Annotated in this window: 14 protein-coding genes and 3 pseudogenes; 8 read left to right on the forward strand and 9 right to left on the reverse strand. The window is 58.7% G+C overall.

Annotated elements, in window-relative coordinates; genetic code table 11:
• Together GWE18_RS41005 and GWE18_RS41010 are read left to right on the forward strand one after the other, a co-directional pair.
• Nucleotides 1-560, forward strand: a 560-nt coding sequence (locus GWE18_RS41005; protein WP_275191186.1) for a hypothetical protein, incomplete at its 5' end; no start/stop codon positions are given.
• Nucleotides 561-941: 381 nt separating this feature from the next.
• A pseudogene (locus GWE18_RS41010) lies at nucleotides 942-1,083 on the forward strand (IS256 family transposase); the annotation flags it as partial.
• A 126-nt stretch (nucleotides 1,084-1,209) separates the two neighbouring features.
• Here the strand turns inward: GWE18_RS41010 and GWE18_RS41015 are convergent.
• Nucleotides 1,210-1,526 (reverse strand): annotated as a pseudogene (locus tag GWE18_RS41015) (transposase); the annotation flags it as partial.
• 183 nt (nucleotides 1,527-1,709) lie between these two features.
• On the opposite strand from GWE18_RS41015, the gene GWE18_RS41020 reads away from it, so the two are divergent.
• Together GWE18_RS41020 and GWE18_RS41025 are read left to right on the forward strand one after the other, a co-directional pair.
• Entirely contained in the window at nucleotides 1,710-1,961 is a 252-nt protein-coding gene (locus GWE18_RS41020; protein ID WP_275191187.1) for a hypothetical protein, read from the forward strand.
• Between the two features lie 318 nt (nucleotides 1,962-2,279).
• Nucleotides 2,280-4,556, forward strand: a complete 2,277-nt coding sequence (locus GWE18_RS41025; RefSeq protein ID WP_275191196.1) for a hypothetical protein — start codon at nucleotides 2,280-2,282, stop codon at nucleotides 4,554-4,556.
• Between the two features lie 362 nt (nucleotides 4,557-4,918).
• Here GWE18_RS41025 and GWE18_RS41030 read toward each other — a convergent pair whose 3' ends face one another.
• The 7 genes from GWE18_RS41030 to GWE18_RS41060 form a co-directional block, all read right to left on the reverse strand.
• Nucleotides 4,919-5,080 (reverse strand): hypothetical protein, encoded by a 162-nt coding sequence (locus GWE18_RS41030; protein WP_190242197.1) that lies wholly within the window; start codon nucleotides 5,078-5,080, stop codon nucleotides 4,919-4,921.
• Between the two features lie 866 nt (nucleotides 5,081-5,946).
• A complete protein-coding gene (locus GWE18_RS41035; protein ID WP_275191188.1) occupies nucleotides 5,947-6,228 on the reverse strand; it encodes a DUF3141 domain-containing protein in 282 nt (93 codons plus the stop codon).
• Nucleotides 6,229-6,766: 538 nt separating this feature from the next.
• Nucleotides 6,767-7,000 carry a hypothetical protein gene (locus GWE18_RS41040; protein ID WP_275191189.1) on the reverse strand — a complete coding sequence of 78 codons (234 nt, stop codon included), beginning with the start codon at nucleotides 6,998-7,000 and terminating at the stop codon, nucleotides 6,767-6,769.
• Nucleotides 7,001-7,307: 307 nt separating this feature from the next.
• Entirely contained in the window at nucleotides 7,308-8,123 is an 816-nt protein-coding gene (locus GWE18_RS41045) for a recombinase family protein (RefSeq protein WP_275191190.1), read from the reverse strand.
• 407 nt (nucleotides 8,124-8,530) lie between these two features.
• Nucleotides 8,531-8,839: a HigA family addiction module antitoxin gene (locus tag GWE18_RS41050; protein WP_275191191.1), complete on the reverse strand. Its 309-nt coding sequence runs from the start codon at nucleotides 8,837-8,839 to the stop codon at nucleotides 8,531-8,533.
• Nucleotides 8,840-8,853: 14 nt separating this feature from the next.
• Complete coding sequence (locus tag GWE18_RS41055; protein WP_275191192.1) at nucleotides 8,854-9,150, reverse strand: type II toxin-antitoxin system RelE/ParE family toxin; 297 nt, start codon at nucleotides 9,148-9,150, stop codon at nucleotides 8,854-8,856.
• Between the two features lie 318 nt (nucleotides 9,151-9,468).
• A complete protein-coding gene (locus tag GWE18_RS41060; RefSeq protein ID WP_249734972.1) occupies nucleotides 9,469-9,669 on the reverse strand; it encodes a DUF3363 domain-containing protein in 201 nt (66 codons plus the stop codon).
• 89 nt (nucleotides 9,670-9,758) lie between these two features.
• Between GWE18_RS41060 and GWE18_RS41065 the strand changes: the two genes are divergently transcribed.
• From GWE18_RS41065 to GWE18_RS41080, 4 genes are all read left to right on the forward strand, one after another.
• Nucleotides 9,759-10,016 (forward strand): hypothetical protein, encoded by a 258-nt coding sequence (locus GWE18_RS41065; RefSeq protein ID WP_275191193.1) that lies wholly within the window; start codon nucleotides 9,759-9,761, stop codon nucleotides 10,014-10,016.
• Nucleotides 10,017-10,239: 223 nt separating this feature from the next.
• A complete protein-coding gene (gene nodS / locus GWE18_RS41070; RefSeq protein ID WP_275191194.1) occupies nucleotides 10,240-10,839 on the forward strand; it encodes a nodulation methyltransferase NodS in 600 nt (199 codons plus the stop codon).
• Between the two features lie 73 nt (nucleotides 10,840-10,912).
• Nucleotides 10,913-11,332: a transposase gene (locus GWE18_RS41075; protein WP_275191195.1), complete on the forward strand. Its 420-nt coding sequence runs from the start codon at nucleotides 10,913-10,915 to the stop codon at nucleotides 11,330-11,332.
• Nucleotides 11,333-13,939: 2,607 nt separating this feature from the next.
• Nucleotides 13,940-14,119, forward strand: coding sequence for a hypothetical protein (locus GWE18_RS41080; protein ID WP_108522984.1), 180 nt, complete (start codon nucleotides 13,940-13,942; stop codon nucleotides 14,117-14,119).
• Nucleotides 14,120-14,800: 681 nt separating this feature from the next.
• Here GWE18_RS41080 and GWE18_RS41085 read toward each other — a convergent pair.
• Nucleotides 14,801-15,205: pseudogene (locus GWE18_RS41085) on the reverse strand (host specificity protein); the annotation flags it as partial.

Raw genomic sequence — 15,205 nt, forward strand, 5'->3', positions numbered from 1 at the left:
GACAAAGTGAAGCCCGAATGGGCCCTGATTTGCACCGCTCACAACCTCGTCAAGCTGGCGAGGGCCGCATGAGCCGCTATCATTCGGATAAAACCGGCTTCCCGATGCTAACTGGACAGGCTCCTAGCATGAGCGATGTGTTCAAAGAGGAAAAGGCACGCGCGCGCTGGCGGGAACAGTTTCCCGGACGCACCGAACTCACATCCACTGTGGATTTTCGGGTTACTCATCCCCTCGTCGAGAACGCAGGCGATATTCTGTTGGAACATCAGCTTCGGCTCGACGGCGAACGGCCTTTGCTCCTCTCTCATGCTGTCAACGACGATGCGAAAGCCCGCGCAGCGGCGTTGGGTTTTGTTGAGGTGAGTGACTCGATGATGGTGCTTGATCCTACCCGGCATTCCGATAAGTGGACGAAGAATGATAACGGCGAATGGCAGCGGAAAAACAAGCCTCCATTGTATCTTTCTAAAGCTGAAGACAGTGACGGCCGTGATGCCAGGGGGGCCCAGCGTGCCCCAAATACCACGCCGGATTGGGACGACGATGACTTTATGTAGACTGGTCCGAAGAAGATAGATCATGCGAAGCGACACCGGATTTGCCAGTAGGTCAGAATACCCGTCTTTGGTGTCCGTCGCCATGCAGCAACTTCAGGATACTCAAGAAGACTCATCGCCTACACGGGCCTCACGCGCGGTAAGCGCTGGTTGTGCTGGTTGGACAAAAGAGCGCGCCGGCTATTCTCATCGAAAGCCGGCAAATCGAGGCTATGGTCCAGCTTGCGAAATCGTCTCGGGGCAGCTCACCACAGGTTCGGTGAGTGCCCGCTCGCTGATGCGCCCAGAGGATGTCAAAAGAATTTGTAAGCAGGTTTCTGTGAGTTCACCTTACCGAGGAGACTCACATGAGGACCGAGACGACGATTACACCCTGAACTATTGGATCAACTGCTTGCTAAGTATGAGAAGCCTGAAGACCTCACAGGTGCAGACGGGCTTTTCAAGCAAGAAGGCGCTGATTGGGCGGGCGCTTGGTGCGGAGCTAAGTGATCATCTTGGCTACGAGAAGGGGGACCCGGTGCCTTGACAGAGCTTGCTGCCCGGCCACTGTTAGCCACCATGGGATCGATGACAATGTCCGGCTGATGCAAGAAACGACTACAATTCAACCTTCACAGAGGCCTCTTACACGAAATATCTGACATTCCCCTTTCAAACGGCCGATGGCCTGTCTTTGTATTTTTTGCGCCCCGTCCGTGGCGATGGATCTTGACGATCGTGGCGTCGACCATGGCGTATAACATGTCCGGCTCGTCCGAGATCGCGCCGAACAGGCGTCCACACGTCCGCCTTCACCCAGTCGCGGAAACGCGTGTACACGCTATTTCATTGGCCGAAAGCTCGCGGCAAATCGCGCCAGGAACTGCCCGGGCGCGCGATCCATAACACCGCCTCCACAAACAGCCGGTTGTCCTTGCCGCTGCGTCCGGGATCGCTCGGTTTGCCGAGACACAGCGTTTCCATCTTCGTCCATTAGGCGTCAGTCAAAAACGAATCGTTCCATCCGAAGCTTAAATCACAACCGAGCCCCGATGAGGATCCCAATAGGCCCCAGCGCCTGGATTTGGGACTTTTCATCCACACGGCGCCGAGACGTAGGCTCGCCAGATGCCTTCCGTCGACACGGACAGGCCGTTGGCGTTCGCCATGTCGCGCGAACTCCAATGGGTGGCGTTCTCGGGGGCATTTCTCCAGCGTCCGCACGACCACCGCTTCGTCAATCGTGCGCGGCGCCCCGGAACGCGGCTCGTCGTGCAGCCCGGCCACGCGCCGCTTCACAAAACGACGCTGCCATTTGCCTACCGTCTGCGTGTCCAGGCCCAACTTGGCCGCCACTTCCTCGTTCTCACCGCTCTCCGCGCAGGTCAGCACAATCCGAGCTCTCAGAGCCAGCGCTAGCGCCTTCTTTCGCCGCATTGTCAGCGACTTCAGTTCGGCACGCTCGTCATCGCTCTATATCAGGGGCGCAAGTTGCTGGACCGCGATCAGATCCGCCGTCGCTGTTGCCAGCGCGCCATCTTTGGCACAGCGACGCGAAGCTACGATTGCGAACTTGTGACTCGGGACACTAGCACCACGGCATCTTCCATGGAATTGGAGCCACGGTGATTCGGATTTTCTTTGTGCATCCGTGAGAATGCTCTTCGTCAGCTAATTGTCAGCCAGGCCGTCTACCTAGACAGGCTGCGCATTCTCGCCTGTATCGGAGATTGGAATATGACGGGCATTGGCCGACCTGGCAAATCGCACGTTGGGGCTGCTGGAGCCGACAGCACGTGGGGATTGAGCAGTTCGCGCTCGGAGTCTAGTCTTGCCCCTAGGGAAGGCAGCCAACGGTTCGATTCCGTCGTGGAGCGGATGCGCTCTGGGCCTCAAGATAGAACGGCGCCGGTCGCCAGCCAGCCGCGAACTTCGGGTATGGCAGTCCCCATTTCCTCGACAGGCGACGAGATCAAGGCAACAAAGCGACAAATGGACCGCCTGGTTGAGGAACTTGACGCTTGCCGTAATGCAGCCATGCAAGCGCAGAACTCGTCGGAGGCGCAAGAGCTGATCGACCAGCTCGTCAAGGCAAGCTCAAAAGTTCTGGACTACCGTGCGAGCCTGCCCCCGCATGTAGCGCTTAGCATTCTGTCCGATGATCAGGCTCGCGGACTCCGCGACGAGGCGCTCCATGCGGCGGACCAATGCAACACACTGGCCACCCCGACTATCTACGCCTTGGAGCAGAGCAGGAAGAGTGCGGCCACCGTGCTCGACCGGATGCTCCAATCCAACGCTCCCCCCGACCAGCTGAGCCGAGCGGTTTCCAGTGTGGCGAACCGCTATGCGGCCTGCATGGAGTGGTGGGGAAAGAAGGCATTGCGCTCGGAACGGATGCAGTCCGTCTGCGCCGCCACTGCCAACTTACCAAGTACAACGGCCGAGATGCGGCAGGCCGAAGAGGCCGCACTGCGGCTACACACCGGCTGGGCACTTAATATGAAGTGCATGCATCTGCAATCGCGGGTCGCTCTCGCGCAGGTCATGATTGAGCCGCAGGCGAGCACGTTCGAACCAGCCATGAGGGAAATCCTCATGGGTGAGAACGGGCGGGTGCGTCTGTTGGGAACCTTCATCGAGGACGTTTTTCCGGCATTCCGCTCGACGGCCGACGCTGTTCTAAACAGTAAAGGACGCGCGCTCGACGCAGAGCACTGCGCCGTTCTGGAAGGAGTCATGGAGCGGCTTTCGGAATTTGCGTTGGCGTTGCACGACATCATTGCCAAGCTAAGCGATGTCGGAACAGGTGCCGACCTCCCATTGGAACTGTTGGGCCAGATCGTGGAAGGCGCGTGGGTCACTGCGCATGAGGTCATGCGCCTCCTGTCACTGCAGCCGAAGACGCCAGCCATCATTGCACCGCCGGCCGACGCTGGGGCTGCGATACCGGCCAACACTACCGGCAGGGATGTAGTGGCCGAAGGCACTACAGCGCGGAGGAAGGGGAAAGGCAAGCGCGCGCCGGCCGCTGGCGCTGGGAGTTCGGCGGCCGGGGGGACGCAGCCGCAGGTCGCTACGGCCGACAACGCCACAGCGCCAGCAGCCAAGGTTCTCGTGCTCTCGGATCTAGGTACGAAGAAGCTCGTGAGCGCGGAGGAGGCGCATGCGAGGGCGTCATCGTCGGCGACGGCACACTTGGCGATCTGGCAGGCCCCGCCGTCGATCGAGGCACTGACGCGACTTCTCAAGCGGTTGGACGAACTTTTGCAATTCGATCTGTCTGGTCAGCAAAGGGCCGTCTCGCAAGCGCGCCAGATGAAACCCGAGGACGCCGACCACGTCGTGGACACCGTAGTTGAGCGCTTGCAGACGCAGGCCGCCGAGATGCAGGCCTGTGTGGCCGCGTTGGAGGAGCCTCGCCGAAGCGGCCTACTCACGCCTGCGCAAGTGCCCGAAGTGCACGACAAGACAGTCCGGCTCAAGATGATGTTGTCCCAGGCGCAGGGGCTGGCCAAGGCTTTGAACGAGCGAAAGGCCACGACTAGGATCGATTGCATGAAAACCTACGCCTTTCCGTCGCAGAAGTACCTTGAACACTTGCGGGCGGCCGAGGAGTTGGCGCCTGCGGATCTACCGCGCGCGTTAAAGGGCGAGCCAGGGACGCTGTTCGAGATCAAGCTGCAACCCAAGGCGCTGCGCAATGGTGCAATGCCGAGTCCGATGTGGGTGCACATCCATACGAAGCGGCCGGTACTTGGGCGGCAATTGGCGACGCTGGATGACGCGGACTTCGCCGCTTGCCACGTCAAGTCCAATGAACAGCGCGGCTGCAATCGGCAGTGGCAGAACGCCCAGGCTGCGACGGGTCACGAGAACGTCGTGGTCCACCGCGGCAAGCTTACGCCCGCGTTCTGTAAGTCCTTGTTGAGCACAGTGCTTGGCGGCCACCCACCCTATCCGCTTGCCGAGGCGGAGCACCGGTCGACGCAGGCCGCTCGACACGGGATGTAGTTGGGGGCGTCTCGCGGTAGAGTGCCGATTGTGGTGACACCATCAGCCAGAACTCCGAAATCCGGAGCCAGCGGGCCGTGATCAGGTCATGGGCCTTCAGCAGCCGGTAGACTGAAAGCTTCCGCTTCGGTTTATAGCGCTCGTATCATGCGGCAATCAGCGCACTCGTATCGATGCAGTAAATCTTCTTGGCCATACGGTTTAGGCCGCCATGCCAAAGGCCGCCTTTTCCATTACAGCAACGGTGGTAGCATTCATATTTAAGAGACCCGCGACATCGCGCAGTGTGAAATATCGATCGTGATAGCCCTGGAAATAAGCTCGGTAAACGTGCGACCGAGCTGACTCAGCACCACGTAATGCTACTTGGGGCCGCCTTCGGACGGATCTTTCTGTTCGTCAAGCTGGGCGTAGATCTTCTGGAAATCAGCGCACTTGCTGTCATAGAAGGCCTGGGTGGTGCGACCGAGCGTCAGCAGCCGCCGCAGCACGGCTTCCTGGCCGACGCCAAAGCGCTGGGCCATCGCTTCAGCGTCTCCGAATTCCGCTTAATAGCCGTTCGCAACATTGGCGTGAGCGGGGCCATTCCCCGCCGCAGGTGTACCATATCCTCGGTAATCCCCGGGCTCAGGAACTGCGCCATGATTTCGTCCAGCGCCTCCTCGTCTTGTTGCACGCCGGGAGGCAGCCACAGGGCCGCGGCGCGAATCCCTCCCGTGACGTACGCTGTGCCATGCTCGAATGCTCGTCCGCCACAGGCGTTGATGAACTGAGGCATGCTCTGAAGATATCGCCTTGCGTCAGGCCAACTCCACCGCATCAACGAATCGGCGGCAAAGCCGAGCACAATTGTCCAGACGGTGCTTGTGCGATTGTTTGCGTTCGCAGATTTGATGTCCGACTCCGCTGGCATAATGTGATTTCCGGGTCTCAATCTAGGCGTCACAGTTACAAGGGTGCAGGACAAATGGCTCTGAACGAGAGCAGAGAAAGGATACACCGACAGAGGCTTTCGTCGGATGCATCGGGCGTCCATGTTAGCAAATGTCGCACGTTGAGGTCGCAGATGACCAACGATCTTTCACACGATCTTATAACGCATCACCTCGTCCCCCCATTGAGCTGTTCTGGTAAGGTCGGACATTCAAAACACGTGCCAACCGCGAAGCCGCATATACTATTGCCCTCAGTCGGATGGTGCCATCGTTCGAAGCGGACGGCGCGCCTCATCTTCTCGCCCGCGATGCCGACACCATGATCTCGGTCGTAACTCGGTCCATTGATCCAATGGATGAAGTCGACGTATTAACTTACCGGCTTTCCTCTTCGTCTCTGAACTTTCGGAGTGCGTCGAGAAAGAAACACAACCAAAGGAATCGATAAAATTGTGTCATTTTCGGTGCGGCCAATGCTTGCTTGGCGCCAGATATTGTCTCCGGTCGGCCGCTGGGGTGGTGTGATAGATCTGTGCCTGAAGTTGAGATTTGCGGTCGACGGCGCCGAAAGGAAACTCGTCTCTATAGTTGTCGTTAAATGCACGGATGTCCTTGAAGCTGCGTCTGACCAGTTCAACACTGAAACATTTTCGTCCATCATGTTCCTGAATGTCCTTGACGCACATTTCGTAGAGCCCGGGCATCAACGCTTCGATCGCCTCCAGAGTGCGTGTCAAGCGCAGCTGCGAAGCCCACGATGCATCGCGTGTCTTGTACGAAATCTCCGTGCCCCAATTCTAGCGGATCATGGAAAGCGAGTTCCGCGATTGACAGCCCAGACGCTTGCCCCCCGAATGCACGTGTCAAACCAGTTGGTGCAAAAAGAGTTTTGAGAGGTCGTAATTCAACGACTTGCGAGAGCGTTATGCCGTCGCTTCACATTTGCAACAAATGCGCGCAAGTACTGCGAGATGCACGCGTAGCTCAGCTGGATAGAGCGCGACCTCCAAGGTGGAGGCCACCCGTTCGAATCGCGTCGGGTGCGCCATTTCAGTACAGAACCGCGAACGCGGTGAGCCGCCGATTTTCGCTTGAGGCGGCGACCAGGGTTCGCAGCAGTTCTGACTTCGATCCCATGATGCGGACTTCTTTTTCCGCCACCTCAATGCGCTGAGCGAGCGCGCGCAGGTGATCGCGGCGTTAGCCGCCGTCGCGAAGCCGGAGCCGCTCACGGGCCACGTCTGCGAACGTCTTGACCATATCGGGGCTGACAGCCTAGTTGCCGACGCTGTCGAGCGCGGCCTGGGCGCGCTCGGCGTCAGCCGTGGCCTGATCCCGAATCGCCTTGAGGCCCGCGATGCTCTCTTTCAGACCTGGGGCGTCCAGTACGGCTACGCCCGGTTCGATCGCGTCGTAGAGCCGGTTGAGCCGCTGGTCGGTTTCAGTGATCCGCTTGTTGAGCTCGGCGATGTGTTCGGCGGCGCGCTGAGCGCTCCTGGCGACGGTCAAGGACGCTGGCAAGCACTTCCTCCAGCCGGTCGGGATGGAGCAGACGGCTCTCAAGGTGACCGGCGACAAGATCGTCGAGCTTGTCCATGGGAATCGAACGGCCCTTGCATCCGGTCTCCCCCTGCCGGGCCTTGGTCGAGCAGGTGTACTAGCGATACATGCCGCCTGCGCTGCCCTTGCCGCTCCGCAGCGTCATCGCTCCCCCGCACTTGGCGCAAAAGCAAATGCCGGTAAGGAGGGTGGGACCGCTGGTGACGCGGGTCGGCGTCACCATGGGGTGACGAGATTTCAGACCGGCCTGCACCGGTCACGACCTCGCTCTCGGGTTTGCGCTCCCGTCCTTGTGCGAGCGCTTGTTGAACTTGTGCTCGCCGATATAGGTCGTGCGGGTCAGGATGCTGTGGATTTGAGCCAAACCCCAGCGCCCGCCATCGCGGGTGAAGGTGCGGCGTTCATTGAGATAGTAGGTAATGGACTTCACGCCCATCGGGCCGGATACGCCGTCCCCCTCCAGAAACAGACGATAGATCATTCGCACCGTGTCGGCGTGCAGTCGGTCGATCTCCAGTTTCTTCTTGGTCTTGGCGCCACGCTGCTCGGCCGCGACGATGCGATAGCCGATTGGCGGTAGGGCGCCATTCCAGAAGCCCCGCCGTGCATTCTCGCTCATGGCGCGCAGCACGTGCTTGGCGTTCTCCTTGGATTGATATTCATCGAACAGCGCCATGATCTGGCGCATCATGACGCGCATCAGGTCATCGTCCATCTCCTGCGTGATGGAGACGAGCTTGACGCCGTTCGTCGCCAGCTTGCGGACATAGAACTCAAGCTCGAAATGGTCGCGGAGGAAACGGCTGAACGAATGAACCACGACGATGTCGAAGGGTGCGGGCTTGCATGTGCCCGCCTCGATCATGCGCTGAAACTCAGGGCGGCGGTCGTTGGTCGCGGAGGCTCCCGGCTCCACATAGGTCTCGACGATCGCATAGCCGCGCGCCGAGCAATAAGCCTCACCTTGCCGCTTCTGATCAGGAATGGAGACATCATGCTCGGCCTCCCGCGCCTTCGAGACGCGCAGATAGAGGGCGGCGCGCGCTCCTTTCGAACATTGGGGCACGGTCATGGCGGGCGTCTCCTTGTCAGATCATCGGCATGGCCCGAACAGTCGTCGAAGAGATCGGCGAACCACGCCTCGAATACGTCCACCTCGGCGTCCGTGACCGCGACGCGGTCGAGCCAATCGATTGTGACGGTCCAGTCAGCAAGATCATGCTTTGGCGGCCTGCCGGCACGCGGCCACGGCTCGATGCTGGCATAGTCGAAAAGATCATCCGGCAGGATGCCGGGACGCGACGGTCTTTGCTGGGTTTGGCGCGCGCTCGGGACATCCCGCCAGGATCGCGCGATCTGTCGAAAGCAAGAAGTAGCCTAATTTTACGCCACGATACGCTAAGCTGCGCGATAAGCCGCGCAGCGTGAAAATACTTGCGTGGTGCGGGACCAGAGCTATTCATCGCAATTCATCGTCGACTACGCGGCGCGTTTCAGCGGACGAGCGCGTTCGATCCGCTGACGCTCCCTGGGGCTGTTCATCGCTTCCCAGAGATCGCTGCGCCGCTGCACGTTGAGCCAGAAGTCCGGGCTGTTGCCGAACACGCGGGCGAGGATCAGCGCGGTCGCCGCCGTCACGTTCCTGCGGTTGTTGCACAACTCGTTGACGTGCTTGCGCTGAACGCCCATCGCCTCGGCAAGCGCGCCCTGGGTCAAGCCCATCGGCTCCATGAACTCCTCGGTCAGTATCTCGGCGACCGTGGCCGGCTTGCGCTTTGTCGTCAGCATGGTTTGCCTCGCTCTCATCGGTAGCAGTGATCATCGAGATAGACGCCCGCCGCTTCGCCTCGCTTGCCGTCCCAGCGGAAGATCAACCGCCATTGCTGGTTGACGCGGATCGAATGGAACCCCGCCAGATTGCCGCGCAGCTTCTCGAAGTGATTGCTGGGCGGCACGCGTAAGTCCTGATCGGTCGTCGCATCGTCGATCATCTGAAGCTTGCGGAATAACCGGGCTTCATGATCGGGCGGGACGTTCCGCGAGCGGACATCATCCACAAAGAAGGCGCGTAGCCATTCATCCCGAAAGCCAACGATCATTCCAAGGCCCCAACATAGAGCCTATGTACCACCCTATGGGTCATATTACAAGCCGCAACCTACCACTGCGAACCCCTTCCACCTCGGGCATTGGAGCGCTCGCGCCCTCAATTAGCCTTACTTGCTTGGAGAGCCCAAGCCGGGGCGGCGAACGGCTGGTCCAGGCCGTCAGCCGCGAAGAGGAGGCGCGACAGCGGCAGCCTTGAAGAGTCGTCGCTGATCCGGCCCACTCGCGCCAAGCACGCAAGGCTTTCCGCTGCTTCACAAGCCTAACGTGTTTGCGTCCGAAGCTCCACTCGATGCCGCCGCTATCGCGCATCACACCGCTGATGCTGGCCTGCGCTTGTCGAGCACAGGCTGCTGCCAGGGGACGAACTGGAAGCCGAGGCCGTCGTCGATCATGGCAAAGCGCCCGCTGGCGAGCGTGGCGATGCCCGCAAGCTTGTCGGCGACGAACTCACCCGGCTTGCTCGGTGTGTAACTGACGCGATCATCGGAGGAGCCGCCGCTGGCCTTCATCAAACAGTGGCATCGGCTCGAACGTTCGCCGCGAGCAGTGTTCGAGCGCGTCCAGCTCTGCGTCATGACGTGAGCTTTCGAGGCATTCGATGTCCGGCGAGGATCTTCGCCGGACCAACGTCGTGGGAGCCGTTCAGCATGTGCTGCTACGTCAAGACGGCCGGATCATCATGCGCTTAACGCCAATGCGTTCTTCGCGGACCATTACCGGACTGGATATGTTCCATCCAAACAATAGATTTTACCAATTTTGCCGCAATCCCCATAGTCAAACGCTGGCTAACTCAAGCATCAATCAGGAAAATGCGTGTGAAATGACTGGTGGTTTCAACACAGTTGCTGGATGATAGGCAAGCGCGAACGGATGATTGCCCAGCTGCGTCCTGGTGTGCGCCGTACTGGATTGGGACTGACGAGGTGCTCATGAGGTCTGCGAAAGCTGGACTGGAGGCTCTTCAATGGTCGGTAGTCCCGCGGAGGCGGAGCTTTCCCGTAGTTCTTCGAGGCTGGTCTCGTTTGACAGCATCGGCACGGGCACCCGATCGTGCACTCTCAGTAGGTAGGTGACTCATGAGTTCGGACTGCAAGCATCAATCGCTAGAGCAGGAACTAGCCGCCGACGATCCGTGGAGGCTCGACGGTAATCCATTCGAACGCGAGCGTCACTCGCAAATGCTCCGGCTATCGCTTTCGCAAGGCGTGATTTCGCACGCCCTCGAGGTCGGGTGCGCGGCCGGCGCATTTACGGAAATACTAGCACCTCATTGCAAACGGCTCACAGTCATCGACGTTATGCCGCAAGCGATTCGTCGAGCTAGCCTGCGGACGAAACGGTGGTCGCACATAACCTGGATGACTTCGGACGTTCAGCAGTTTTCGACCGCCGAGCGGTTTGATTTGATCGTACTGGCCGAAGTCCTCTACTACCTTGGAGGCGTGGCCGAGATGCGTGCGACTATCCGCAAGTTGGTGCAGATGCTGGCGCCAGATGGACAGCTGGTTTTTGGGTCAGCCCGAGATACCAACTGCAGGCGTTGGGGCCATGCCGCTGGAGCTGAGACTTGCATGCTCATGTTGAAGGAATCGTTGGTCGAAGTCGAGCGAGTGAGTTGCCAAGGTCAGTCGGCTAACGAAGACTGCTTGATCTCCTGCTTTCGGAAGCCGAATTGATGCCGGCTCAAGAGGGTGTCAGAAAGAATGTGTAAGCAGGCTTCTGTTAGTTTACCTTACCGAGGAGACTCACATGACGACCGAGACGACGTTTACACCTGAACTACTGGATCAACTGCTTGCTAACTATGAGAAGCCCGAAGACCTCACAGGTACGGACGGGCTTTTCAAGCAGCTGAAGAAGGCGCTGATTGAGCGGGCGCTTGGTGCGGAGCTGAGCGATCATCTTGGCTACGAGAAGGGGAACCCGGCCGGCCGCGGCAGCGGCAATAGCCGTAACGGGACCAGCGCGAAGACGATCCTGACCGAGGACGGCGAGATCGATATAGCTTTGCCACGCGACCGGGTCGGGCAGGTTCGAGCCGCTATTGATCGCCAAGGGCCAGACCCGTTCGACGGCTTCGACGACAAAATCCTGAGCCTCTACGCGCGCGTTAGCTTGCGCAAGATCATTAAGACCCGCGGCAGTTTCCCAACGACGACGACGCGTTGAAGCTGCTTTATCTCGCACAAGAACGCCGGATTGAGGTGGCGGCGAGGTGTCGAGTGGACTGCCGCCATGGGCCAGTTCGCCATTCACTTCGGCTCGCGTTTTCCGGGATCAGCGCGATGACCAAAATGTCCGCCCTATCCGGCGGACCGAGTTTGGCCGATCAGCAAGCTCTGAAAAGGCGGGCCTGCGGCCCCCGCCTGCGACGGCTGCGGCTTTGACAGAGCTTGCTGCCCGGCCACTGTTTAGCAACCATAGGATCAAATGACAATGTCCGGCTGATGCCAGAAACGACTGCAATCCAGCTTCACAGAGGCCTCTTACACAAATATCTGACATTCCCTGCGCGCCCTTGTTCCTGCTTCCTTAAGCCCTTGAACGAGCTGCTCTCCGCCCATCATTCTCGACCCCTGGTTACTTCGGAGCGGCGGTGCGCGATCAGATATCAACCAGCTCCGTCTCAAGCTCAGACCGCCACGAGGCGTGGCTGATCTATGCATGAATCCCTAAGACGATCCGCCCTGTAGATTCCTGCCACCCTTCTTACCGACACCAGCGTAAGAACATATGTATCCTCAATCGTGTAGTCAGCGCCCGCGAGGCAGCCACGCGCTAGCTCATTGACCGTATGCCGGATTGAGCTTGTGTCACGGTACTCAGTGTTGAGGCACGCTGCGATGAGTATACTCTCTGCTTTGAGAGGCGCTACCCTGCTCAGGCGCGCCTCATTGATGCAGTGCAACGGCATCGGCTGACCTCCTCACCAGTCCAGAGGCTCGAACCCGTTTCCCCGTTCTTGCAAGTTGAAACTATGGACAGGAGCGCATCTCATGTGGCGCGATCTGCTGTTTTCAGGCGGTCGACTACTGCGGGTTCTACTCGATCGTATCTCCTGAGGCTGCGGGTCGAGTTTGTGTGCGCCACCCAACTACTTCTTGGTGCGGTCCGACATGCTTCTCATTTTTGGCTCGAAAGCGATCTGGTTCACCTTCCACAATAGATGTTGCGATTTGCACACACCGAGCCCGCCGCCTCAGATGAAGCAAAAGCAGTACGCCGCCAAAAAGGCTCGTCATTATTATAATGGCCGTCATCACAAGGCACGCCACACAGCACAATGCGGCTATATCCAAGGCCGATCGCAACCAGAACGGCACCCAATCCAGACGTGGCGTGTCCTCCGTAGGGCCAGACATGCTCGCTATAACCCGCTGCTCTTCTCGATGCGTGATAAGGCTAATCGTTCACCGCCTATTGACGGATGGGCACCCTAAGGATGCGAGCTGACGCCAAGCTGACGAGTTTCCCCACGGCAACGATATCGTCTGGCGGGAGTCCCAGCCCTTGTTGATCAGCCGAAGGGATCTGAAAACTCCCCGAACAAACATCAACAAGCATCTTAGTGTATTGAAGAGAGTTGTTCGTCTATCGCAGTTGTCGTTCCTACCGGAATAGATGCGGCGGCACCCCCTGTTGGGGCCCTCAAATCGTTGTAGTAATACGGGTCTCATGATAGCCCCCCAATCTGTGCAAGCAACATTGCCGTTTCAGATGGATCAAGCCCGACGACGCCTACGAAGCTAGCCGGTGGCATTGGAATGTCCCGACGAGTCGGCTTCCAGAGATGCAGGCAATACCGGCTGTTATTCACGTATTGCGAATGAGGAGGATGCAGCTGCATCACGCACTCCTCTTCATCCCAAAACAGGTCTTTGACGAAGCACATCTCTTCCCAGTTCGGACAACGTCGCGGCGTAGAGACGGAGACATGCTCCCAACCTGGGCGAACAAGTCCGACTATCCTGAGCTTGCAGCCACAAGGCCCCTGAACAAAAAAGAGGCCGCAAGCACCTGACTCCGGCGCGCTGGCGAATTGGCCATATTGTACGCGGCCAGCCTCGAGCTTTTCTAGAACTTGTGCTCTCACGTCGCCTCCTTTGCCTCGCTTGATTTCGAACAAACTGCTGAGCAAACCGTAGTGTAGATCATCTCTCTTCTTCCGCTTCCAATGCCGGCAAGCACATGCAACCGGGCGCTCGTTTCTCCTTGAACCGGTAAAGAACCTCCATCGAGAGGCCGGTACAAACTTTCGCCATCTCCTTCACCATTACTGAGAAGAGCGCGTACGTTTCCTCACGGATTTGGTCACAATGGTGCTTTTCAGCTTGCGCGTTTGGTTCAGAGCACCAGATCTTCCTTTTTTACCTCACCACATCAACGCACCGTCGGAAACAGCTGCTCTTCCAGTTCAGTCACGGCCGGCCGACGGAATGAGCCCCCTTCAATGCCAGGATCATAAGGCGACCGTTTCCGAGCTTGATCCCACCGTCGAAGGCGCAGCGGTGCCCGTCGAACCTGGTGAACGGTCTCGGCAAGTGGCCGGACGAGCCAGGCTTCTCCCAAGCCTCAGTCGCAATCGCTCGAGATGTTCTTCGAGCCGACGAGCTCGCTGCTTACACTTACCAAGCGCTAAACAGCTGGTGAAGGGATCCAGCGAGCGGCCGCGGCAACGCACAGTCGGGTCGGCTGTAACATGTAACGGCAATTGACGGCGACCCCTTGCGCTTCCGCAGGATGCTCACCTCAGACGCTTTATCGACGAACAGACCGATGTTCAAATCGCCCTTTGATACAGTTCTGAATGCCACTCGTGATGAGATCGCAGTGCGCATCATTGAAACGCTGCGCAAGCTTGGCTTGGCGCTGCGCTCACTCGCGCCGTCTTCCAACATACTCAAGAACTGCTGCAACGATACTGAATTGGGAGCGATCGAAGCAGCCCTTGACTGAGGATAAGCGGTCCACTAAACAAGAATGTGCAGGCAGAGCATCGCGAAATGGCGTCCCAGCGAGCACTAAGATCAGCAATTGAGGGGCAAGACATTTCGTTATCCGTGAATGACGTCTGGATGAGGCGCGGAAAGCGGAGCTGCGAGCAGCTGAGCCCCTCCTCGGCTCACGACCAAGTGTCCAGACAATTGGCGGTATTGATCCACGAACAGCGCGATCTGGTTTGCATCACGCGCGGGTGTTTTTCATCGATCTAGACCCAGACTGGTTTCATCGCTTGCTCCTCCCCTAGCGCGCCGGATTAATGTCGTTGAAGCCGCAGATCGCAGTCGGCAGCGACATTCGGCTTGGCCGTTGGCGGTCATGAGGAGGCACACCTCAATTGATCGTCCGCGAAGCGCCCTGCAAGATCGCGCAACGCATCGATGCGTGGAGCGTTCAAATCCCAGAGAGTTGCCAATGAGGCAAAAAGCAGCTCAGAGCAGCTGACTAGGTCTTCCAAAGAAGCTGCTCTGCCGGCAAATTCGAGAACCGCCGCCGCTTCCAATTTATTCCGCTCGCGCGCCGCATCGAGAGCACACCCGCGCGTGGCGGGCGCTCCCGTTGCAGCGCCAGTTCCGGTGCATGCCGCTACGAGAAGTCGGCCACTTTCAGGCCAAGCCGCACCCGGCGCGACTTCTGCTAGCCAGTCCCCGGGCCTAAATTGAGCCGGTCGAAGTACCAAGTAGGATCGTCCCCCGACGAATCCGTTTCGATGTATTCTTCGCCCGAATATTTCTCGACACTTCCTTCGTTTTCGTCATCACTACTCTCAACTTTGGAGAGATATAGCCGAGGCTTGTCCACCCGCTGCCAGTTTCCCTCCTCGTTCAGCGTCCACTTGTCGGGATGCTGCCTAGGGTCAAGCACATATTCATTGTCATCTTCATTGTCCCCCACGTGAACAAAACCCATCTGCTCTAGACGGGGCTTCACCTCATCCGTGGCAGGACGCGACATGACCAACGCCCGCTTGCCGTCAAGCCGAAGTTGATGTTCCAGCAGAACATCGCCTGCGTTCTCGACGAGCGGATGAGTAACCCGGAG

The organism is Bradyrhizobium sp. CSA112 (assembly GCF_029051645.1).
GTDB lineage: Bacteria > Pseudomonadota > Alphaproteobacteria > Rhizobiales > Xanthobacteraceae > Bradyrhizobium.

What these genes read in the sequence shown, in the direction of transcription:
- GWE18_RS41080 (WP_108522984.1), top strand. Translation starts at nt 13,940, where the DNA reads ATGTTCAAATCGCCCTTTGATACAGTTCTGAATGCCACTCGTGATGAG.
- GWE18_RS41045 (WP_275191190.1), bottom strand. Translation starts at nt 8,123, where the DNA reads ATGACCGTGCCCCAATGTTCGAAAGGAGCGCGCGCCGCCCTCTATCTG.
- GWE18_RS41060 (WP_249734972.1), bottom strand. Translation starts at nt 9,669, where the DNA reads ATGAAGGCCAGCGGCGGCTCCTCCGATGATCGCGTCAGTTACACACCG.
- GWE18_RS41050 (WP_275191191.1), bottom strand. Translation starts at nt 8,839, where the DNA reads ATGCTGACGACAAAGCGCAAGCCGGCCACGGTCGCCGAGATACTGACC.
- GWE18_RS41065 (WP_275191193.1), top strand. Translation starts at nt 9,759, where the DNA reads ATGTCCGGCGAGGATCTTCGCCGGACCAACGTCGTGGGAGCCGTTCAG.
- GWE18_RS41025 (WP_275191196.1), top strand. Translation starts at nt 2,280, where the DNA reads ATGACGGGCATTGGCCGACCTGGCAAATCGCACGTTGGGGCTGCTGGA.
- GWE18_RS41020 (WP_275191187.1), top strand. Translation starts at nt 1,710, where the DNA reads ATGTCGCGCGAACTCCAATGGGTGGCGTTCTCGGGGGCATTTCTCCAG.
- nodS (WP_275191194.1), top strand. Translation starts at nt 10,240, where the DNA reads ATGAGTTCGGACTGCAAGCATCAATCGCTAGAGCAGGAACTAGCCGCC.
- GWE18_RS41055 (WP_275191192.1), bottom strand. Translation starts at nt 9,150, where the DNA reads ATGATCGTTGGCTTTCGGGATGAATGGCTACGCGCCTTCTTTGTGGAT.
- GWE18_RS41030 (WP_190242197.1), bottom strand. Translation starts at nt 5,080, where the DNA reads ATGGCCCAGCGCTTTGGCGTCGGCCAGGAAGCCGTGCTGCGGCGGCTG.
- GWE18_RS41075 (WP_275191195.1), top strand. Translation starts at nt 10,913, where the DNA reads ATGACGACCGAGACGACGTTTACACCTGAACTACTGGATCAACTGCTT.